The organism is Nocardioides plantarum (assembly GCF_006346395.1).
GTDB classification, from domain to species: Bacteria; Actinomycetota; Actinomycetes; order Propionibacteriales; family Nocardioidaceae; genus Nocardioides; species Nocardioides plantarum.
Genome location: NZ_VDMS01000005.1, coordinates 477,803 through 494,148 on the forward strand (window position 1 = coordinate 477,803; position 16,346 = coordinate 494,148).

15 protein-coding genes are annotated in these 16,346 nt (G+C 73.6%); 10 read left to right on the forward strand and 5 right to left on the reverse strand.

Annotation, left to right across the window (positions count from 1 at the left end; genetic code table 11):
• The first annotated feature begins 69 nt into the window (after positions 1–69).
• The 6 genes from FJQ56_RS20945 (at position 70) to FJQ56_RS20970 (ending at position 6,882) form a co-directional block, all read left to right on the forward strand.
• On the forward strand, positions 70–1,950 hold the full coding sequence (locus FJQ56_RS20945) for an alpha-amylase family protein (RefSeq protein WP_140011662.1): 1,881 nt from the start codon (positions 70–72) through the stop codon (positions 1,948–1,950).
• Between the two features lie 40 nt (positions 1,951–1,990).
• Complete coding sequence (locus FJQ56_RS20950) at positions 1,991–2,599, forward strand: hypothetical protein (protein ID WP_140011565.1); 609 nt, start codon at positions 1,991–1,993, stop codon at positions 2,597–2,599.
• A 72-nt stretch (positions 2,600–2,671) separates the two neighbouring features.
• On the forward strand, positions 2,672–3,286 hold the full coding sequence (locus FJQ56_RS20955; protein WP_140011566.1) for a DUF4124 domain-containing protein: 615 nt from the start codon (positions 2,672–2,674) through the stop codon (positions 3,284–3,286).
• 53 nt (positions 3,287–3,339) lie between these two features.
• Entirely contained in the window at positions 3,340–5,202 is a 1,863-nt protein-coding gene (locus FJQ56_RS20960) for an asparagine synthase-related protein (RefSeq protein WP_140011567.1), read from the forward strand.
• 34 nt (positions 5,203–5,236) lie between these two features.
• The gene (locus tag FJQ56_RS20965) at positions 5,237–6,310 is read left to right on the forward strand and encodes a DNA polymerase IV (RefSeq protein WP_140011568.1); all 1,074 of its coding nucleotides are present in this window, start codon (positions 5,237–5,239) and stop codon (positions 6,308–6,310) included.
• A 47-nt stretch (positions 6,311–6,357) separates the two neighbouring features.
• Positions 6,358–6,882 carry a hypothetical protein gene (locus FJQ56_RS20970; protein WP_140011569.1) on the forward strand — a complete coding sequence of 175 codons (525 nt, stop codon included), beginning with the start codon at positions 6,358–6,360 and terminating at the stop codon, positions 6,880–6,882.
• Between the two features lie 18 nt (positions 6,883–6,900).
• Here the strand turns inward: FJQ56_RS20970 and FJQ56_RS20975 are convergent, their stop codons facing one another.
• On the reverse strand, positions 6,901–8,028 hold the full coding sequence (locus FJQ56_RS20975) for a glutamate--cysteine ligase (protein ID WP_211351288.1): 1,128 nt from the start codon (positions 8,026–8,028) through the stop codon (positions 6,901–6,903).
• Positions 8,029–8,121: 93 nt separating this feature from the next.
• On the opposite strand from FJQ56_RS20975, the gene FJQ56_RS20980 reads away from it, so the two are divergent.
• A complete protein-coding gene (locus FJQ56_RS20980) occupies positions 8,122–9,519 on the forward strand; it encodes a threonine/serine exporter family protein (protein ID WP_140011571.1) in 1,398 nt (465 codons plus the stop codon).
• Here FJQ56_RS20980 and FJQ56_RS20985 read toward each other — a convergent pair.
• Positions 9,467–10,015 (reverse strand): DUF402 domain-containing protein, encoded by a 549-nt coding sequence (locus FJQ56_RS20985; RefSeq protein WP_140011572.1) that lies wholly within the window; start codon positions 10,013–10,015, stop codon positions 9,467–9,469. The two genes, FJQ56_RS20980 and FJQ56_RS20985, sit on opposite strands and share 53 nt — an antisense overlap.
• A gap of 123 nt (positions 10,016–10,138) precedes the next feature.
• On the reverse strand, positions 10,139–10,981 hold the full coding sequence (locus FJQ56_RS20990) for an SDR family NAD(P)-dependent oxidoreductase (protein WP_140011573.1): 843 nt from the start codon (positions 10,979–10,981) through the stop codon (positions 10,139–10,141).
• A 127-nt stretch (positions 10,982–11,108) separates the two neighbouring features.
• Between FJQ56_RS20990 and FJQ56_RS20995 the strand changes: the two genes are divergently transcribed.
• Genes FJQ56_RS20995 through FJQ56_RS21005 form a run of 3 tightly spaced genes read left to right on the forward strand, consistent with a single transcriptional unit; the run spans position 11,109 to position 12,475 of the window.
• Positions 11,109–11,714 (forward strand): TetR/AcrR family transcriptional regulator, encoded by a 606-nt coding sequence (locus tag FJQ56_RS20995; RefSeq protein ID WP_246084288.1) that lies wholly within the window; start codon positions 11,109–11,111, stop codon positions 11,712–11,714.
• Between the two features lie 55 nt (positions 11,715–11,769).
• Positions 11,770–12,219, forward strand: a complete 450-nt coding sequence (locus FJQ56_RS21000) for a hypothetical protein (protein ID WP_140011575.1) — start codon at positions 11,770–11,772, stop codon at positions 12,217–12,219.
• 46 nt (positions 12,220–12,265) lie between these two features.
• Entirely contained in the window at positions 12,266–12,475 is a 210-nt protein-coding gene (locus tag FJQ56_RS21005; protein ID WP_140011576.1) for a hypothetical protein, read from the forward strand.
• On the opposite strand, the gene FJQ56_RS21010 is transcribed toward FJQ56_RS21005, so the two are convergent.
• Together FJQ56_RS21010 and FJQ56_RS21015 are read right to left on the reverse strand one after the other, a co-directional pair.
• On the reverse strand, positions 12,444–14,369 hold the full coding sequence (locus tag FJQ56_RS21010; RefSeq protein ID WP_140011577.1) for an ArnT family glycosyltransferase: 1,926 nt from the start codon (positions 14,367–14,369) through the stop codon (positions 12,444–12,446). The genes FJQ56_RS21005 and FJQ56_RS21010 overlap by 32 nt on opposite strands.
• Before the next feature lie 40 nt (positions 14,370–14,409).
• On the reverse strand, positions 14,410–16,296 hold the full coding sequence (locus FJQ56_RS21015) for a glycosyltransferase family 39 protein (RefSeq protein WP_140011578.1): 1,887 nt from the start codon (positions 16,294–16,296) through the stop codon (positions 14,410–14,412).
• Positions 16,297–16,346: the final 50 nt, after the last annotated feature.

The window sequence follows — 16,346 nt, forward strand, 5'->3', positions numbered from 1 at the left end:
CGACCAGCGTGGGATAGACATGGGCGCGTGAGCGTCCCCGAGCAAGCCAGGTCCGCAGCGGACGCCGCCCTGTCGGGCCTCAAGCGCCGGCGGCGTGAGACGTTCCTGCTGCGGCTCGAGCGCTGGTGGCCCGACCTGCTGGCGGGGGTCGCGGCGGCGTACGACGACCCCGAGCGCGTCGCGGTGCGGCTGGTCGAGGTGGCCGCCCGTGCCTACGCCGACCGGCCCCGCGACCTGCACCGTCTCGACGAGGAGCGGCTGCTGCGCCCCGACCGGGTCCAGGGCCCCGACCAGGTCGGCTACGCGGCGTACACCGAGCGGTTCAGCCCCGACGGCACCCTGTCCGGCCTAGCCGGGCGCATCGACCACCTGCGCGGTCTGGGGGTCACCTACCTGCACCTGATGCCGCTGCTGCTGCCGCGCGACGGCGACAACGACGGCGGCTACGCGGTCGCCGACTACCGCGCCGTGCGGCCCGATCTCGGCACCGTGGACGACCTGCGGGAGCTGGCGACGACGCTGCGCGGGCACGGCATCAGCCTGGTCGTCGACCTCGTCCTCAACCACGTGGCCCGCGAGCACCCCTGGGCGGTGGCCGCCCGGGCCGGCGACGCGACCTACCGCGACTACTTCCACGTCTTCCCCGACCGCGAGCTGCCCGACCGCTACGAGGAGACGCTGCCCGAGGTCTTCCCCGACTTCGCGCCCGGCTCGTTCACCTTCGACGACGAGCTCGACGCCTGGGTGTGGACGACCTTCAACTCCTGGCAGTGGGACCTCGACTGGTCCAACCCGGCGGTGCTGGCCGAGCTCGCGCAGGTCGTCGTCGACCTGGCCAACCTCGGGGTCGAGGTGCTGCGGCTCGACGCCATCGCGTTCCTCTGGAAGCGGCTGGGGACCGACAGCCAGAACCAGCCCGAGGTGCACGCGATCACCCAGGCGCTGCGGGCAGTGGCGCGGATGGCCGCGCCCGCGACGCTGTTCAAGGCCGAGGCGATCGTCGGGCCGCGCGACCTGGTGCCCTACCTCGGCGTGGGCCCGCACGTCGGCCGCGTCAGTGACCTGGCCTACCACAACAGCCTGATGGTGCAGGTCTGGTCGATGCTCGCGACCGGCGACGTGCGCCTGGCCCGGCAGGCGCTCGGCGCGCTGCCCCCGACCCCGCCGAGCGGCACCTGGATCACCTACCTGCGCTGCCACGACGACATCGGCTGGGCGATCGACGACGGCGACGCCGCGGCGGTCGGGGTGACCGGCGCCGGCCACCGGGGCTTCCTGGCCGACTGGTACGCCGGGGACTTCCCCGGGTCGTGGGCCGAGGGCCTGGTCTTCCAGCACAACCCCGAGACCGGTGACCGGCGGATCAGCGGCATGGCCGCGTCGCTGGCCGGTCTGGGCCCGGGGCGACCCGATCCCGACGAGGCGCACGCGCGGCTCTTCCTCGCGCACGCGCTGGTGGCCGGCTGGGGCGGCGTACCCGTGATCTGGAGCGGTGACGAGCTGGCCCTGCCCAACGACCCCGCCTGGGCGCAGGAGCCCGGCCACGCCGGCGACAACCGGTGGGCCCACCGTCCGCGGGTCGCCGACGCCGACCTGGCGCGGCGCGACGAGCCGGGCACTGACGCGGCGCGCGTCTACGCCGGGCTCGCCCACCTGATGCGGGTGCGGGCCACGCTGCCGCAGCTGCACGCGTCGGCGCCGGTCTCGGTGCTGCCGGACGGCGACGACGGGGTGCTCGCCGTCGTCCGCCGTCACGCCAGCGGCACGTTCGTCGGGCTCTACAACGTCACGGGGGAGTGGCGGGCCCTCCCGCACCACCGTCTCGTCGAGGTCGGGGTCGAGCACCCGCACGAGGCGCTCGGCGGGGTGACGCCGACGCCCGGGGACGACGGTCTGCTGTGGCTGCCGCCGTACGCCGCGTGGTGGGTCGTCGACGCGCCGACGTCCTGACAGGTGGCCCGTGTCACCCCCCCTGTGGCACGGTGTCGCCATGAACCTCCGACCCGCGTTCCTGGTCGTATCCCTCACCGCCGGGCTGCTCCTCGCCGGCGGGCCCGCGGCGCACGCCGAGACCTGGCGGCACGTCGACAAGGCGGGCGACGCGGTCGTGACCGACCACCGGCTCGACGGCACCGCCACGAGGCCCGCGGTGCTCAGGAGCGAGAAGCGCGGCGACATCACCGCCGAGACCGTGACCTTCACCCGCGATCGGGTCCAGGTGGCGATGGGCGCCCGGTCGCTGGAGGAGTACGACGTGTCCGCGACCCTGAAGGTCGTCACGTCACGGGGCGACAGCTACACCCTCGGCTACCTCGACAACGACAACACGGTCGGCGAGTCGAAGATCTTCGTCCAGCGCAACGGCTACCGCTACACCTGCGACGGCATCGCGGCCAGTCGCACCCGCGCTGGGCTGCTGTTCCGGATGCCGACCTCGTGCCTCGACACGCCGTACAAGATCCGGGTCGGTCTCCAGACCAGGATCTACACGACCCCCTTCGACGACGTCAACGAGCGGGAGATCCGCGACGACGCCTACCGCACCGGCAAGGTCGACGTGAAGAAGTCCAAGCTCAGCCCCTGGATCCTCGGAGGCTGAGCTGAGCGAGGCCGACGAGACTCGCTCGACCGGCTCCATTCCAGCCTGGCGACCGTGTGACACGGTGACGGCATGAAGACGACGACCACCTTCCTCGCCGCCCTTCTCGCGACCGGGTTGCTGGTGTCCTCGGTGCCGGCCGCGCACGCCCAGACGTGGCGCCACACGGACGCCACCGGTGATGTCGTGGCTCAGGACCAGACGGACGACGGCGTCGCCGAGCCGCGGGTGGTGCGGGGCGTCAAGCAGGCCGACGTCGTGAGGCTGACCGTGCAGCACGGCGCGGACGTGCTCCAGGTCGCGACGACCCTGCGCGCCTTCGGCGGCCCGGACAACTCCTGGGACCTACGCGTCGTCACGTCGCACGGCGACACCTACGACTTCCAACGCTGCGAGTACAGCTCGGACGGGACGAAGTCCACGTCGAGTCGACGCAACGGCTACCGCTACCAGTGCGACGGACTGAGGATCAGTCGCACGTCGGCCGGCATCGTCGCGCGCGTGCCCGTCGCGTGCCTCGACATCCCCTACCGGCTGCGGGTCGGGGTCCAGGCTCGAGTGATCTACCCGCTCGTCGCAGACCCGCGCGATCGCATCGCTCAGGACGACGCTCTGCGCACCGGCAAGGTGACGGCGCGCAAGCCCAGGCTCAGCCCGTGGATCGTCCGGGACTCCTCCGCCAGGTAGGTCCGGCCGACAGGCGTGGGGGTATTCGCCCCACGGCCAGGAGAGGTGAAGGCATGCGTGTCTACGTTGCCGTGCACGACCGTCGTAGCGCCGACGACCGCCCTGCGGACGGGTGGCCCGCGGTCGAGGCCGCCGCGGCGCGGTGTCTGCCGTTCGACCCCGTCGAGCAGGCGCGGTGGACCGCTGGCGACGGCCGGACGCTCGTCGCCGCGTGGACCAACGAGCCCGAGCAGCCCGACCGCCCCCTGCTGCTGACCGACTCCGCGGGCGCCCGCGGGTTCTCCGGCTACGTCAACGGCGAGGTCCCGCCCCTGGCGCGACTGCTGGCGAGCGACGAGGACATCGCGGTCGGCGGGGTGTGGTCGTTCGTGGCGGCCGGCGAGGACGGCATCTCCGGGGCGACGTGCGCGTCGGGTGCGGAGGTCGTGTTCCACGCGGTGACCGACGACCTCGTCGTCATCGGCAACCGGGCCTTGCTGGTCCACCTGGTGGCGAGCTCGAGGGGGCCGGTCCCCGACCTGGTCGGCCTGGCCGGTGTGGTCGGCTCCGGCTACTGCGTGACCGACCGGACGGCGTACGACGGGGTGCGCTGCCTGGCTCCGTCGTCGCGGATCACCTGCGGCGCCGACGGGCGGGTCGACATCAGCCCCTACGGCGACCCGCGCGTCGACGCCACCGCGGCCGACGTCGCGCAGGCGCTGGTCGCCAGCGTCTCCCCGCTGGTCACGCTCGAGCAGCCGGTGCGGCTGGGGCTCACCGGGGGCCGTGACTCGCGGCTGCTGGTCGCCCTGCTGACCCGCGCGGGGGTGCCGGTCGTCACCCACACCTCCGGCCTCCCCACCGACCCCGACGTGATCGTGGCCCGGGAGGTTGCCGCCGCGCTCGGCGTGCCCCACAAGGTGGGGTCCCCGATGGGGGCGGCGGTCGAGGAGGGGTCGGTGACCTTCGACGTGCGCTCGCGGGTCCGCGAGGCCGTCGTCCTCGGCGAGGCGATGCTCTCGGCCTACGACCGCGTCGGTCGCGTCGGTGCCGCGTACAACGCGGCGACGGTGCCGCTCACGGGCGCCGGCGGGGAGATCCTGCGGGCCTACTTCGCGGGCTCGGTCAAGGACCCCCAGGACCGCGACGCCGTCGTGACGTTCATGCGCAGCCGGATGTACCAGGGGGCGAAGCGGATGACGACGGCGAGCCGGGCGGCGTACGAGACCGACACCGCCGACTGGGTGGCCGCGGCCGAGCGGGACGGCGTCGCCGCGCTCGAGGACTTCTACGTCCGCCAGCGCACCGGTCGCTGGACGGGCGCCGCACGGAGCTCGGCGAGCGTCGGCTCCCTGGCGCGTCGCCCCTACCTGGACCACCTCGTCGTGCGTGCCGTGCGTGCCGTCTCCGTCGAGGACCGGACGAGTGAGCGGCTGATCGCCGACGTCCTCGACGAGCTGGCCCCCGGCCTCGCCGACGTGCGGTTCGCCGGGCGCCGATGGACGTTCGACGAGCAGCCACCGACCGACCCCGAGCGGCTGGCCGCGTGGCACCGCCGGGAGCCGGTGCGCGGGGCCCACGGTGACGGGGCCAGCTTCAGCTGGCGCACCGACCTGCCCGAGGTCCGCCGGGAGCTCGCCGACATCGTCCTGGGTGCGCCCGCCGTCTTCTGGGAGCTCGTCGACCGGCGCAAGGTCACCGAGTTCGTCTCCCGCGTGGATGACCGGACCCGGGCCGACACCATGAGGATGTGGCACCTGGCCACGGTCGCCGACGCGCTGGCCCACGACTTCTACGCGGGTGCGGCGCGCTTCGACCAGACCCGGTCCGAGGTCGTGTCGGCCCGGCCCCCGGTGGGTGCGACATCGGCGCCGGGCCGGGGCCGTCGGGGGATCAGGTCGGCGCTGCGGGCGGTCCGGGGCGGGCTGCGGCGCTGACCGGGTGTCCGCGCAGGGTGGCAGCATCGAGGCCATGCCCGTGCTGCACGTCGACCTCGACCAGTTCCTGGCGTCGGTCGAGGTCCTGCGACGTCCCGAGCTGGCCGGGCTACCGGTCGTGGTCGGCGGCCGGGGCGACCCGACCGAGCGCGGTGTGGTGTCGACGGCGTCCTACGAGGCCCGGGCGTTCGGGGTGCGCTCGGGCATGCCGCTGCGCACGGCGCTGAAGAAGTGCCCCGAGGCGGTGTTCCTGGCCGTCGACCTCCCGGTCTACGAGGCCGCGTCGGCCACCGTGATGGACACGCTGCGGGCGGCGCTTTGGGCCGGTGACCCGGTCGATGTCGAGGTGCTGGGCTGGGACGAGGCGTTCGTCGGTCTGCGGCCCGGCGCCGACCCGGCCCACGAGCACGACCCGATGGCGTTCGCCGGCCAGCTGCGGGCGGAGGTGCTCGCCGCCACCGGACTGCACTGCTCGGTCGGCGTCGGCGACACCACGCTGCAGGCCAAGATCGCGACCGACTTCGGCAAGCCGCGCGGGGTCTACCGCATCTCCGACGCGTCGTGGTCCGCCGAGATGGGCGACCGTCCGACCCGGGCGCTGTGGGGCGTCGGCGCCAAGGTCGAGCGGCGCCTGGCCGACCTCGGCATCCGCACCGTCGCGCAGCTGGCGGCCTCCGACGAGCGGGTGCTCGCCGCCGAGATCGGGCCGACGATGGGTCCCTACTACCACCGGCTGGGCCGCGGCGTCGGGAACCGGGTCGTCGACCCCACCCCCTGGGTCCCGCGCGCCCACGGCCGCGAGGAGACGTTCCAGACCGACCTCGACGACGAGGTCGAGATCGAGGCGGCCGTGCGCCGCATCACTCGTCGCGTGGTGGCCGACATCGACGCCGAGGGCCGGCCCGCCTGGCGGGTCGGGCTCAAGGTGCGCGACCGCGCGTTCCAGACCGTGCAGCGCAGCCGCAAGCTGCCCGCGCCCACCGCCGACCCCGACGAGCTCGCCGACGCCGTCGTCGCGCTGCTGACGAAGGTCGAGCGCAAGCGACCCGTGCGGCTGCTCGGCGTACGCCTGGAGATGGTGGAGCCCGAGGGCGGTTACCTGCGGTAGGCGTCCCAGGCAGTTTCCGGGGGACCGGGCGTGGGCAGGGAGCGCCCGTGCTCGCCTTCGCCTTGTTCCTTTCCGCGCTGACCCTGGCCGTGGGGTGGCTCAACGTCGACCTCTGGCGGCGAGAGGCGCTCGGCGGCCAACCGGTGTTCCAGGGGGTCGATGCGACTCCGGCCTCGACCGCGCGCGACGGCCTGGACCCGCTGCGCGCTGTGGCCCTCGTCGGTCTGGTGGGGCTGATCGGGGTGACCTTCCACGTCTGGCAGGACAAGGTCTTCAACTACTCCGACGACCGGGTCGGGGAGATCGCGGACCGCACGGCGCGCGCGTTGGAGAACCGGGATCCTGAGCTCGCCTCGATCGACCGTTCCGACATCGAGGCCGCCCTTCCCGACGACGCCGACCTCGACAAGCTGCTGATCCGGAAGGCCGCCTCCGACTACTCCGGCGACGCGACGCTGTGGCAGCTCAGCGACGACGACGGGGCTTCGCCCCACTGCCTGAAGGTCGAGGCGCCGAGCCGTGGCGACGCCGATCCGGAGTGGAGCGCGGTCGTCCTCGCCGACGTCTGCTGAGGTCGTCGAACCGGGCCCTCACACCGACTCGCGCAGCTCGCGCACGACCGAGTCGACGACGGCCACGAGGTCGCCGCCGGTGGCGGCGGCGACCGCCCGCTGCCGTTGGTACGACGCCCCGCCGGCCACCACGGAGGCGACCGACGCGAGCTCGGCGGCGCACCCCAGGCGCGCGGCGGTCGGCTCGAGCCGCACCAGCAGGTCGGCGAGGTCGTCGGTCACCAGTCGCTCGGTGCAGTCGGAGTCGAGGATGACGATCGCGTCGAGGCCGTAGCGCGCCGAGCGCCACTTGTTCTCCTGCACGTGCCACGGGGCCATCGTGGGCAGCTCCTCGCCGGCCGCCATCCGGGTGTCGAGGTCGACGACGAGGCAGTGCATCAGCGCGGTGAGCGCGGCGAGGTCGTCGAGGGAGGAGACGCCGTCGCAGATGCGGTTCTCGATGGTCCCCAGGTGGGCCGCGGGGCGCAGGTCCCAGCGGATCTCGTTGAGCTCGTCGATGACGCCGGTGGTCAGCTGGTCGCGGGCGAAGGCCTCGTACTCCGCCCAGGTGGCGAACTGGAACGGCAGCCCGGCCGTCGGCAGCTGCTGGAACATCAACGCGCGGTTGGAGGCGTAGCCGGTGTCGACGCCGCCCCAGACCGGCGAGGACGCCGAGAGGGCCTGCAGGTGCGGGTAGTAGTCGAGCAACGCCGAGAGCACGGGCATCACCCGGTCGCGCTCGGGCAGCCCGACGTGCACGTGGACGCCCCAGATCAGCATCTGCCGCCCCCACCACTGGGTGCGGTCCATCAGCTCCTGGTAGCGGTGGCCGGCCGACAGCTGCTGTCCGGTCCACGACGCGAAGGGATGGGTGCCGGCGCCGAACAGGTCGAGGTCGAGGTCGTCGCCGGCGGCCAGGACCGGCAGCAGCGTGGCCCGTAGGTCGGCCATCGCCTCGCCGACGGTGTCGCACACCCCGGTGACGAGCTCGACGGTGTTGCGCAGCAGCTCCTGGTGCAGCCGGTCGGGGTGGGGGAGCCGCGGTCTGGCGCGGGCGAAGAGGTGCGAGGCGTCGTTGCGCAGGTCGCGGGTGCGCCGGTCGACCAGGGCCAGCTCCCACTCGACGCCGAGCGTGTAGTCGGCCGAGGCGTGGAAGTCGATCCGCACGGGCCCAGGGTTCCACACGCGCGACCCGAGGGGTGACCGACGTCGCCGCGGCGCCGGGTTGGGTGCCCACGGCAGGTGCGCGACCATCGAGGGATGGACGACCCCACGCCGCCCACCCAGGAGATGCAGGTGCCTCGGCGGCTCGCGCTGACCCTCGACTTCTGCCTGCGCATCGGCGAGGTGCTGCTGTCCTCCGGCGCCGGGGCCGCCGACGTCACCGCCACCATGCTGTCCGTCGCCCGCGCCCTGGGCGCCGACGGCGCCGAGGTCGACATCACGTTCACCTCGCTGACCATGAGCCACCAGGCACACGTCGACGAGGCCCCGCTGATCTCCACCCGCCACGTCGTGCAGCGCACCATCGACTACCAGGACCTGACCCGCGTCGACCACCTCGTCCGCGACGTCGTCGGGGGCCGGCTCGGCCTGCACGCCGGACGCGACGAGCTGCGCCGGATCGTGTCGACCGGGCACGACCGGCCGCGCTGGGCGGTCACCGCCGGCTGGGCCACGATGGCCGCCGGCGTCGCGGTCTCCCTCGGCGGCGACGTGGTCGTCGCCATCCTGGCCGCCCTCGCCGCGGTGCTCATCGACCGCTCACAGCTGCGGATCGCCCGGCGCCGCCTGCCGGTGTTCTACCAGCAGGTGGCCGGCGGGGCCGTCGCGACGCTGGTCGCCGTCGGCGCCGCGCTGCTCGACGAGCGGCTCGACCTGGGCCTCGACGTCTCGCAGGTGATCACCGCCAACATCGTGATGCTGCTGGCCGGCATCGGGTTCATGGGGGCGCTGCAGGACGCGCTGACCGGCTTCTACATCACCGCCGGGGCGCGGATCACCGAGGCGCTGCTGTCGACCGCCGGCATCATCGCCGGCGTCAGCGGCGGCCTCAGCCTGGCCGGGGCCGTCGGGGTCGACCTGCCCACCGTCCGGGCCGGCGCGACCGGCATCCAGGACGTCACCGTCGCGGTCGCCGGGTCCGCCGTGGCGGCGGGAGCGTTCGCGTTCGCGTCGTACTCGCCGCTGCGCGCGCTCGTGCCCGTCGCCCTCACCGCCGGGGTCGCGATGGCGATCTCGCTGTCGCTCCAGGACCCCGGGATCGCGCGCGCCTGGGCGGTGGCCCTGGCCGCGTTCTTCGTCGGCCTCGTCGGGTACGCCGTCGCCCGCCGGCTCAAGGTGCCGCCGCTCATCGTCGTCGTCTCCGCCGTGGTGCCGATGCTCCCCGGCATCGCGATCTACCGCGGGCTGTCGCTGCTCAGCGAGGGCAGCAGCCGCAACACGTCCTACGGCCTGGTCCACCTGATCGGCGCCGCCTCGGTGGCGCTGGCGATCGCGGCCGGGGTGATCCTCGGGGAGTACCTCGCCCAGCCGCTCGCGCGCGAGGCGCGACGCGTGGAGACCCGGCTCGCCGGACCCCGGCTGGTCGGGCCCGCCCAGCGGCTCACCGCGCGCGGCCGGGGGCGTCGGGGCCGAGGAGATCGGCCAGCCGCCTGAGCCACCGGTCGGCGGTGTCGCCGTCGAACGGCGCCCGCTCGGCGAGGACCGCCTCGTGCACCCAGGCGGCCGACTCCTCGGCCAGGGCGATCACCTCGGGCGGGTAGCCGTAGCGCACCTGGTGCTCGGCGAACTCGTCCTCGTCGTCGACGAACACGTGGCCGTCGGCGGTGCGGACCACGTCGAGGTCGAGGTCGACGGTGCGGCAGGTCGTGCCGTCCCACCCCGGCACCGTGGTCATGTCGACGTACGTCGCGATCCGCCAGCCCGGGGCGTGGAACGTCGAGACCCAGCCGACCCCGCGGGGCACCAACCCGACCTGGGCGACCACGGTGTCGAACGCGGCGCCCGGTCGCGACATGTGCGTGCCGACCGGGATCCCGATCCAGTCGCCGTGCTCGTCGGCGCCGAGGTACGTCGCCGCGAACTCCCAGTGCGGGCGGTCGCCCCACTTGGTCATCTCGAGGCGGACGGGGGTGCCGAGGACGAGGGTCACGGGGTCAGTCTGCCTGCCGGCTGCGGTGGCTTCGAGGCTCCTCGCCGGGGCTCGTCGCACCTCAGCCGACGGAGGCCGTCGGCTGAGGTGCGAGCGCAGCGAGCCTCGAAGCCACGGGCTCGATCAGACGACCTTGGTCTTGGCGGGCAGGATCCGGCCGGCGCCGAGGGCGACGACGTCCTGGTAGCGCGAGCCGGCGAGCTTGGCGGCGGTGTGGATGGCGTGGGCGTCGAGGCCGACGAGCACGCGGGCCTTGTTCTTCTCGATGCCGCGCACGATGATCTCGGCCGCCCGCTCGGGGGTCATCTTGGCCAGCTTCTTGTCGAAGAACTCGGCCGTCGCGGCCTGGTTCTCCTTGGCCGAGACGCGGGAGTTGCGCGCGATCGCGGTCTTGATGCCACCGGGGTGCACGGCGGTGACGCCGACGGGGTGCTTGGCGATCAGCATCTCCTCGCGCAGCGCCTCGGTCATGCCGCGCACGGCGTACTTGGAGGCGTTGTACATGGACTGCCCCGGCATCGAGACCAGGCCGAACAGCGAGGACAGGTTGACGATGTGCCCGTCGCCGCTGGCGATCACGTGGGGGAGGAACTCCTTGGTGCCGTGGACGACGCCCCAGAAGTTGATGCCGATGATCCAGTCCATGTCGGGGTACTCGAGGTCGGTGAGGTCACCGGCCAGCGCGACACCGGCGTTGTTGATGACGACGTTGACGCGACCGAAGTCCTCGACGACGTCGAGGGCGTAGCGGCTGAACGCGTCGCGGTCGGCGACGTCGAGACGGTCGCTGCGGACCTTGGTCACCCCGGCTCGGTCGACCAGCGAGACGGTCTCGGCGAGCCCGGCCTCGTCGACGTCGGACAGCGCGAGGAGCGAGCCCTTGCCGGCGAGGTTGAGGGCCAGGGCGCGGCCGATGCCGGAGCCGGCACCGGTGATGACGACGACCTTGTCGTGGAGCGACTTCATGCCGGACGTGCCTTCCGATCGGGGATGGGTGGTGCGGGGGGTCGGAGCGGGTGCGCCGGGTCCCTGGGTGATGCTCGTGGCATGACGGTATTGCTCTTATTGAACAAGTGTCAATAAAGTGGGCGACGTGACCGTAGGCACCGGACAACGGATCCGCCTGACCCCCGACGAGCGCCGCGCCCAGCTCCTCGACCTCGGCGTGCGGCTGCTGGCCGACCGCTCGCTCGACGAGCTGTCGATCGACCTGCTGGCCGAGGAGGCCGGCATCTCGCGGGGGCTGCTCTACCACTACTTCGGCAACAAGCACGCCTTCCACGAGGCCGTCGTACGCCGCGCGGTCGACGACCTGGTCGCGCAGACCGCGCCCCCGGGCAGCGGTGACGCGCTCGAGCAGCTCGCGGCCTCGATGACCGCCTACGTCGACTACGTGGTCGCCAACCACGCCGGCTACGTCTCGCTGGTCAAGGGCGCCCAGGGCGGCAACGAGACCCTGCGCGCGATCTACGACGAGGCGCGCGGCGTGCTGACCGACCGGATCTTCACCGAGGACGCTCAGGCCGACCTGATCCCCGACACCCCCGCCACCCGGCTCCTGGTGCGCGGCTGGGCCGCGATGGCCGAGGAGCTGGTGCTGTCGTGGGTCGAGGAGCCCAACGGCGTCACCCGCGACGAGCTGCTGCGCCTGCTGGCCGGGTCGCTGCCGGCCCTGGTCGTCGCCGCCGCACCGGACTGACCGACCACCCCTCGCGGGGGTCCGTCGCCGTCGCCCACGCCCTAGCGTGAGGCGCATGAGCTATGCCCTGAGTCGTCTGATGAGCACCGCCACCGCGTCGTACGCCGGGTTCTGCCTCGTGCGCCCCGAGCACCTCGGTCAGGCGATGGGGGCCGACAAGCACGAGCAGGACGGCTATGACCTGCTGGCCGAGGTGTTCGGCGTCCGCGACCTCGCGATCAGTGCGTTCGGCATCCTGGGCCGCTCGGACCGGACGGTCACCACCGCCATGTGGATCCGGATCATGTGCGATGTCGGCGACGGCATCGTGCTCGCCTCGCGTGCCGACGACGACCAGACCCGCACGAAGGCGCTGGCCGCCACCCTCACCTGGGGCACCCTCAACCTGCTGGCCCTGCGGGCCGACAAGCGCCGTGCCCTCAAGGTCGCGGCGGCCACGAAGGTCGCCGAGGCCGGGGGCAGTGTCGTCGGCGCCGTCGTCGACCGGGCCCGGTCCGGCGACTGAGCCCTGTTCCGAGCCCTCCGGTGTCCCGACCCCGTCGATGAACGGCATGGAGCACCAGTCCCTCGTGGGCTGGGTGACCGCCTTGGTGGCGCTGGGACTCGTCCCGGTGGCCTACGCCCTGACGGGCGACGACATCGGAGGAGCCGAGCGGGTCGTGGCGGTCGCCGGCGCGCTGGTGGCGGCCGCGGCGATCCTGCTCTACGTGCGGGCCCGTCGTCGCGCGATCAGGCGGACCCGGTCAGGTCGTAGACGGTGACCCCGTCGACGGTCTGTGCGGGATAGGTGGCCGCCACCCAGGTCGAGATCTCCGAGTCGCCCCCCATGCCGCCGCCCATGCCGCCCCGCCCGCCACCGAGCCCGCCGCCCCCGGCGATGAAGTAGTGGATGCGGCCGTCGGCGACGTCCTGCTGGAACTGCGCGAGCGTGGGGCTCGGGTCGCTGCCGTTGAAGCCGCCGATCGGCATCACCGACCTCTCGGTGGAGAGCTGGTAGCCCGCGGCCGAGTTGGCGCCCACGGTGGCGGCGACCCAGTCGTAGGAGTCGGCGTCCTCGAGCAGCAGCGTGGTCAGGGCCGTCGTGGAGGTCGAGCCGTCGAGCAGCCCGCCGACGCCACCTGCTCCACCCCCCGGCATGGTGGCGCCCGGACCTCCCATGCCCCCGGCCGAGGCGGGGCCCGCGCTCGGGATGGAGCCGGTGTGCGGCGTGCTCGCCGTCGAGACGGCGTACGCCGTCGGCCCGGCGAGCACAGCGATGAGGGCGACCGCCGCGACGATGCCGGCGACGACGCGGGGCAGGTGCCGGGCACCGACGACCAGGAGTGCGGCGGCGAACCCCAGCACCGCGACCGCGCCGCGCAGCCAGGGCAGGTAGTCCGACGTGCGGTCGAGGAGCACGAACGACCAGGCCGGGGTCAGGGCGACGGTGAAGCCCAGGACGCCCGCGGCGACCAGCGACTCGCGGCGCTGCCACAGGGCCCACGCGCCGAGCGCGACGCACGCGGCGATCGCGGGAGCCAGGGCGACGGTGTAGTAGGCGTGGTAGATCCCGGCCATGAACGAGAAGGTCGCCGCGGTGACCACCAGCCAGCCGAGCATCAGCGACGCCGCCACCTTGACCGGGCGTCGCCCGGCCCAGAGCGCGGCGACCCCGAGGATCAGCGCGGCGGGCAGCAGCCAGGCGATCCCGCCGCCGTTCTCGGTGCCGAGGAGCCGGAAGAGCCCGGTCGAGCCCCACATGCCACCGCCACCTGCGCCGCCGCCCCCGCCACCGACCGACCCGACCTCGTCGCCGGTGAGGCGGCCGAAGCCGTTGTAGCCGAAGGTCAGCTCGAGGAAGTCGTTGGTCTGCGAGCCGCCGATGTAGGGCCGCGACGACGCGGGCCAGAGCTCGACGATCGCCACCCACCAGCCGGCGCCGGCGACCATGGCGCCGAAGGCGGCCAGCAGGTGACCGAGCCGACGCCGCCACGAGACGGTGGCGAAGACGGCGTACGTCACGGCGAAGCCGGGCAGCACCAGGAACGCCTGCAGGGTCTTGGTGAGGAACGCCAGGCCGAGCAGCCCACCGCCGAGAAGCAGCCAGCGCAGTGCCCGCTCGGAGCCGACCGCGCGGAACGACGCGTACGCCGCCCCGAGCATCAGCAGCGTCAGCAGGGCGTCGGGGTTGTTGAACCGGAACATCAGCGCCGCCACCGGCGTGGTCGCCAGGGCGAACCCCGCGAGCAGACCCGCCCAGGGACTGCCGGTGGCGCGGCGGACCAGGGCGACGAGCACGGCCACGGACCCGACCCCCATCAGCGCCTGCGGCACGAGCATCGACCACGACGACAGCCCGAAGATCCTCACCGACAGCGCCATCGGCCACAGGGCCAGCGGCGGCTTGTCGACGGTGATCGAGCCCGCGGCGTCGGAGGCCCCGAAGAAGAACGCCTTCCACGACTCCGAGCCGGCCTGCGCGGCCGCGGCGTAGAACGAGTTGGCCCAGCCCGACTCGCCCAGGCCCCACAGGTAGAGCACGCCGGTGCCGGCGAGCAGCGCGACGTACGCCGCCGTCGCGGGGCGCACCGACCGCCGTGGGGTCCGCCCCGAGGTGGGTGCGGGGTCGGGCTCGGCGTCGGCCAGGTGGGGGCGGTCGGGGGCGATCGTCGTCATGGCTCGATGGTGCGAGCCGGGACTGGGACGACGGTGCGGGTTACCTGTCAGGCACCTGTGAGGGCGTCAGCGGCGTGGTCACGAAGGTGAGGTCGTAGACGACCACGCCGTCGACGACCTGCGGCGTGAAGTGCCGGGAGACCCAGCGCTCGATGCGCACGGCGTCGTTGCTGCCGGTGCGGGTCACCGGCTGGGTCTCGCCGCCGTCCTCGGGCACGTAGCGCCCACCGCCGGCGACGAACCAGTGGATCCGCTCGTCGGCCACCAGTCGGCGGAAGTGGGCGAGGGTCGGGTTGGGGTCGGTGCCGTTGAAGCCGCCCACGGGCATCACCGGGCGGTCCGTGGCGAGCTGGAACCCGGCGGCGGAGTTGGCGCCGGTGACGGCGGCGACCCAGGTGAAGTCGTCGGCGTGGCGGACCAGCAGCCGCGTCAGGTCGGGCGGCGAGGAGCTCACGGTGAGCAGGTCGCCGACGGGGTCCTCGGCGTACGACGGCCCGGAGCCCCCGCCGGGGCCGGCGTGCGGGACGGCGCCGGTGTGGGGGGTCGACGCGGTCTCGACCGAGTACGCCGCCGGCCCGACGTACGCCGCCAGCAGCGCGGTCGCGGCGAAGCCGACCCCGACCGGGATCGCACGACGGTGCGCGACCAGGACCCGCCACACGGCGGCGCCGACCAGGGCGCCGACCAGCCAGGGCAGCCAGGGGATCCAGCCGCGCTGGGGCCACAGGACCACCAGGGCGAGCAGGCCGGTGACCAGGACGGCGGCACCGAACGCCCAGGTCGCGTGGGCGTGCGCGCGGTGCTCCCACACGACGTGGGCGCCGATCCCGATCAGCGACGCGACGGCCGGGGCGAGAGCGACGGTGTAGTAGTCGTGGAAGATGCCGTTCATCAGGCTGAAGACGGCCCAGGTGACGCCGGTCCAGGTCAGCCAGAGCACCAGCGCCGGACGGGCGCGCGTGACCGTCCCGCGGCTCAGCCACAGGGCCGCGAGCGCCAGCACCAGGGCGGCCGGCAGCAGCCAGGACGCCTGGCCCCCCGAGCCCGGGTCGAACAGCCGCAGCGGGGTGTTGTGGCCCCAGCCCTTCGGGCCCGAGACCGCGCCGGTCTGCGCGCCGGTGAGGCGACCGACCCCGTTGTAGCCGAGGACGAGCTCGAGGGCCGAGTTGTGCTGCGAGCCGCCGATGAAGGGGCGCGACGACGCCGGCCACAGCTCGACCACCACGACCCACCAGGAGCCCGCGACGACGGTCGCGCCGACCGCGACCAGCAGGTGCAGGACCCGCCGGCGCCACGGCGCCACGGCGAAGAGCGCGTAGACCAGCGCGAGCGCCGGCAGCACCAGGAAGGCCTGCAGCATCTTGGTCAGGAACGCCAGCCCGACCAGCGATCCGGCCAGTGTCACCCACCAGACCGCGCGCGGGCTGTCGAGCGCGCGGAGCGTGGCGACGGCCGCGCCGGCGAGCAGCAGGACCAGCAGGCAGTCGGGGTTGTTGAACCGGAACATGAGCACCGCCACCGGGGTCAGTGCGAACGTCGCCCCGGCCAGCAGCGCGGCCGGGCTCGAGCCGGTCGCCCGGCGTACGCCGTGGTGGACGATCGCGACCGTGGCCACCCCCATCAGCGCCTGGGGCAGCAGGATCGACCACGACGACAGCCCGAGCATCCGCACCGACAGCGCCATCGGCCACACGCCGAGCGGGGGCTTGTCGACAGTGATCGACCCGGCCGCGTCGAAGGAGCCGAAGAAGAAGGCGCGCCACGACTCCGCTCCCGACTGGGCGGCCGCCGAGTAGTAGGCGTTGGCCCAGCCGGAGGAGCCGAGTCCCCACAGGTAGAGGGCTGCGGTGGCGGTGAGCAGGACGGCGAGGGGCGGGACGCGGCGGAGCGTCGGGCGGAGCGCGGTGAGGCGAGTGGGCACGTGCATGGGCCCAGCCTGGTCAACGAAACGCCGTGCGGGGTCTCGCCGGAAGGGAG

Coding starts and splice junctions, on each gene's coding strand:
- FJQ56_RS20950 (WP_140011565.1), top strand. CDS start 1,991: ATGAACCTCCGACCCGCGTTCCTGGTCGTATCCCTCACCGCCGGGCTG.
- FJQ56_RS20955 (WP_140011566.1), top strand. CDS start 2,672: ATGAAGACGACGACCACCTTCCTCGCCGCCCTTCTCGCGACCGGGTTG.
- FJQ56_RS20960 (WP_140011567.1), top strand. CDS start 3,340: ATGCGTGTCTACGTTGCCGTGCACGACCGTCGTAGCGCCGACGACCGC.
- FJQ56_RS20965 (WP_140011568.1), top strand. CDS start 5,237: ATGCCCGTGCTGCACGTCGACCTCGACCAGTTCCTGGCGTCGGTCGAG.
- FJQ56_RS20980 (WP_140011571.1), top strand. CDS start 8,122: ATGGACGACCCCACGCCGCCCACCCAGGAGATGCAGGTGCCTCGGCGG.
- FJQ56_RS20990 (WP_140011573.1), bottom strand. CDS start 10,981: ATGAAGTCGCTCCACGACAAGGTCGTCGTCATCACCGGTGCCGGCTCC.
- FJQ56_RS21000 (WP_140011575.1), top strand. CDS start 11,770: ATGAGCTATGCCCTGAGTCGTCTGATGAGCACCGCCACCGCGTCGTAC.
- FJQ56_RS21005 (WP_140011576.1), top strand. CDS start 12,266: ATGGAGCACCAGTCCCTCGTGGGCTGGGTGACCGCCTTGGTGGCGCTG.
- FJQ56_RS21010 (WP_140011577.1), bottom strand. CDS start 14,369: ATGACGACGATCGCCCCCGACCGCCCCCACCTGGCCGACGCCGAGCCC.
- FJQ56_RS21015 (WP_140011578.1), bottom strand. CDS start 16,296: ATGCACGTGCCCACTCGCCTCACCGCGCTCCGCCCGACGCTCCGCCGC.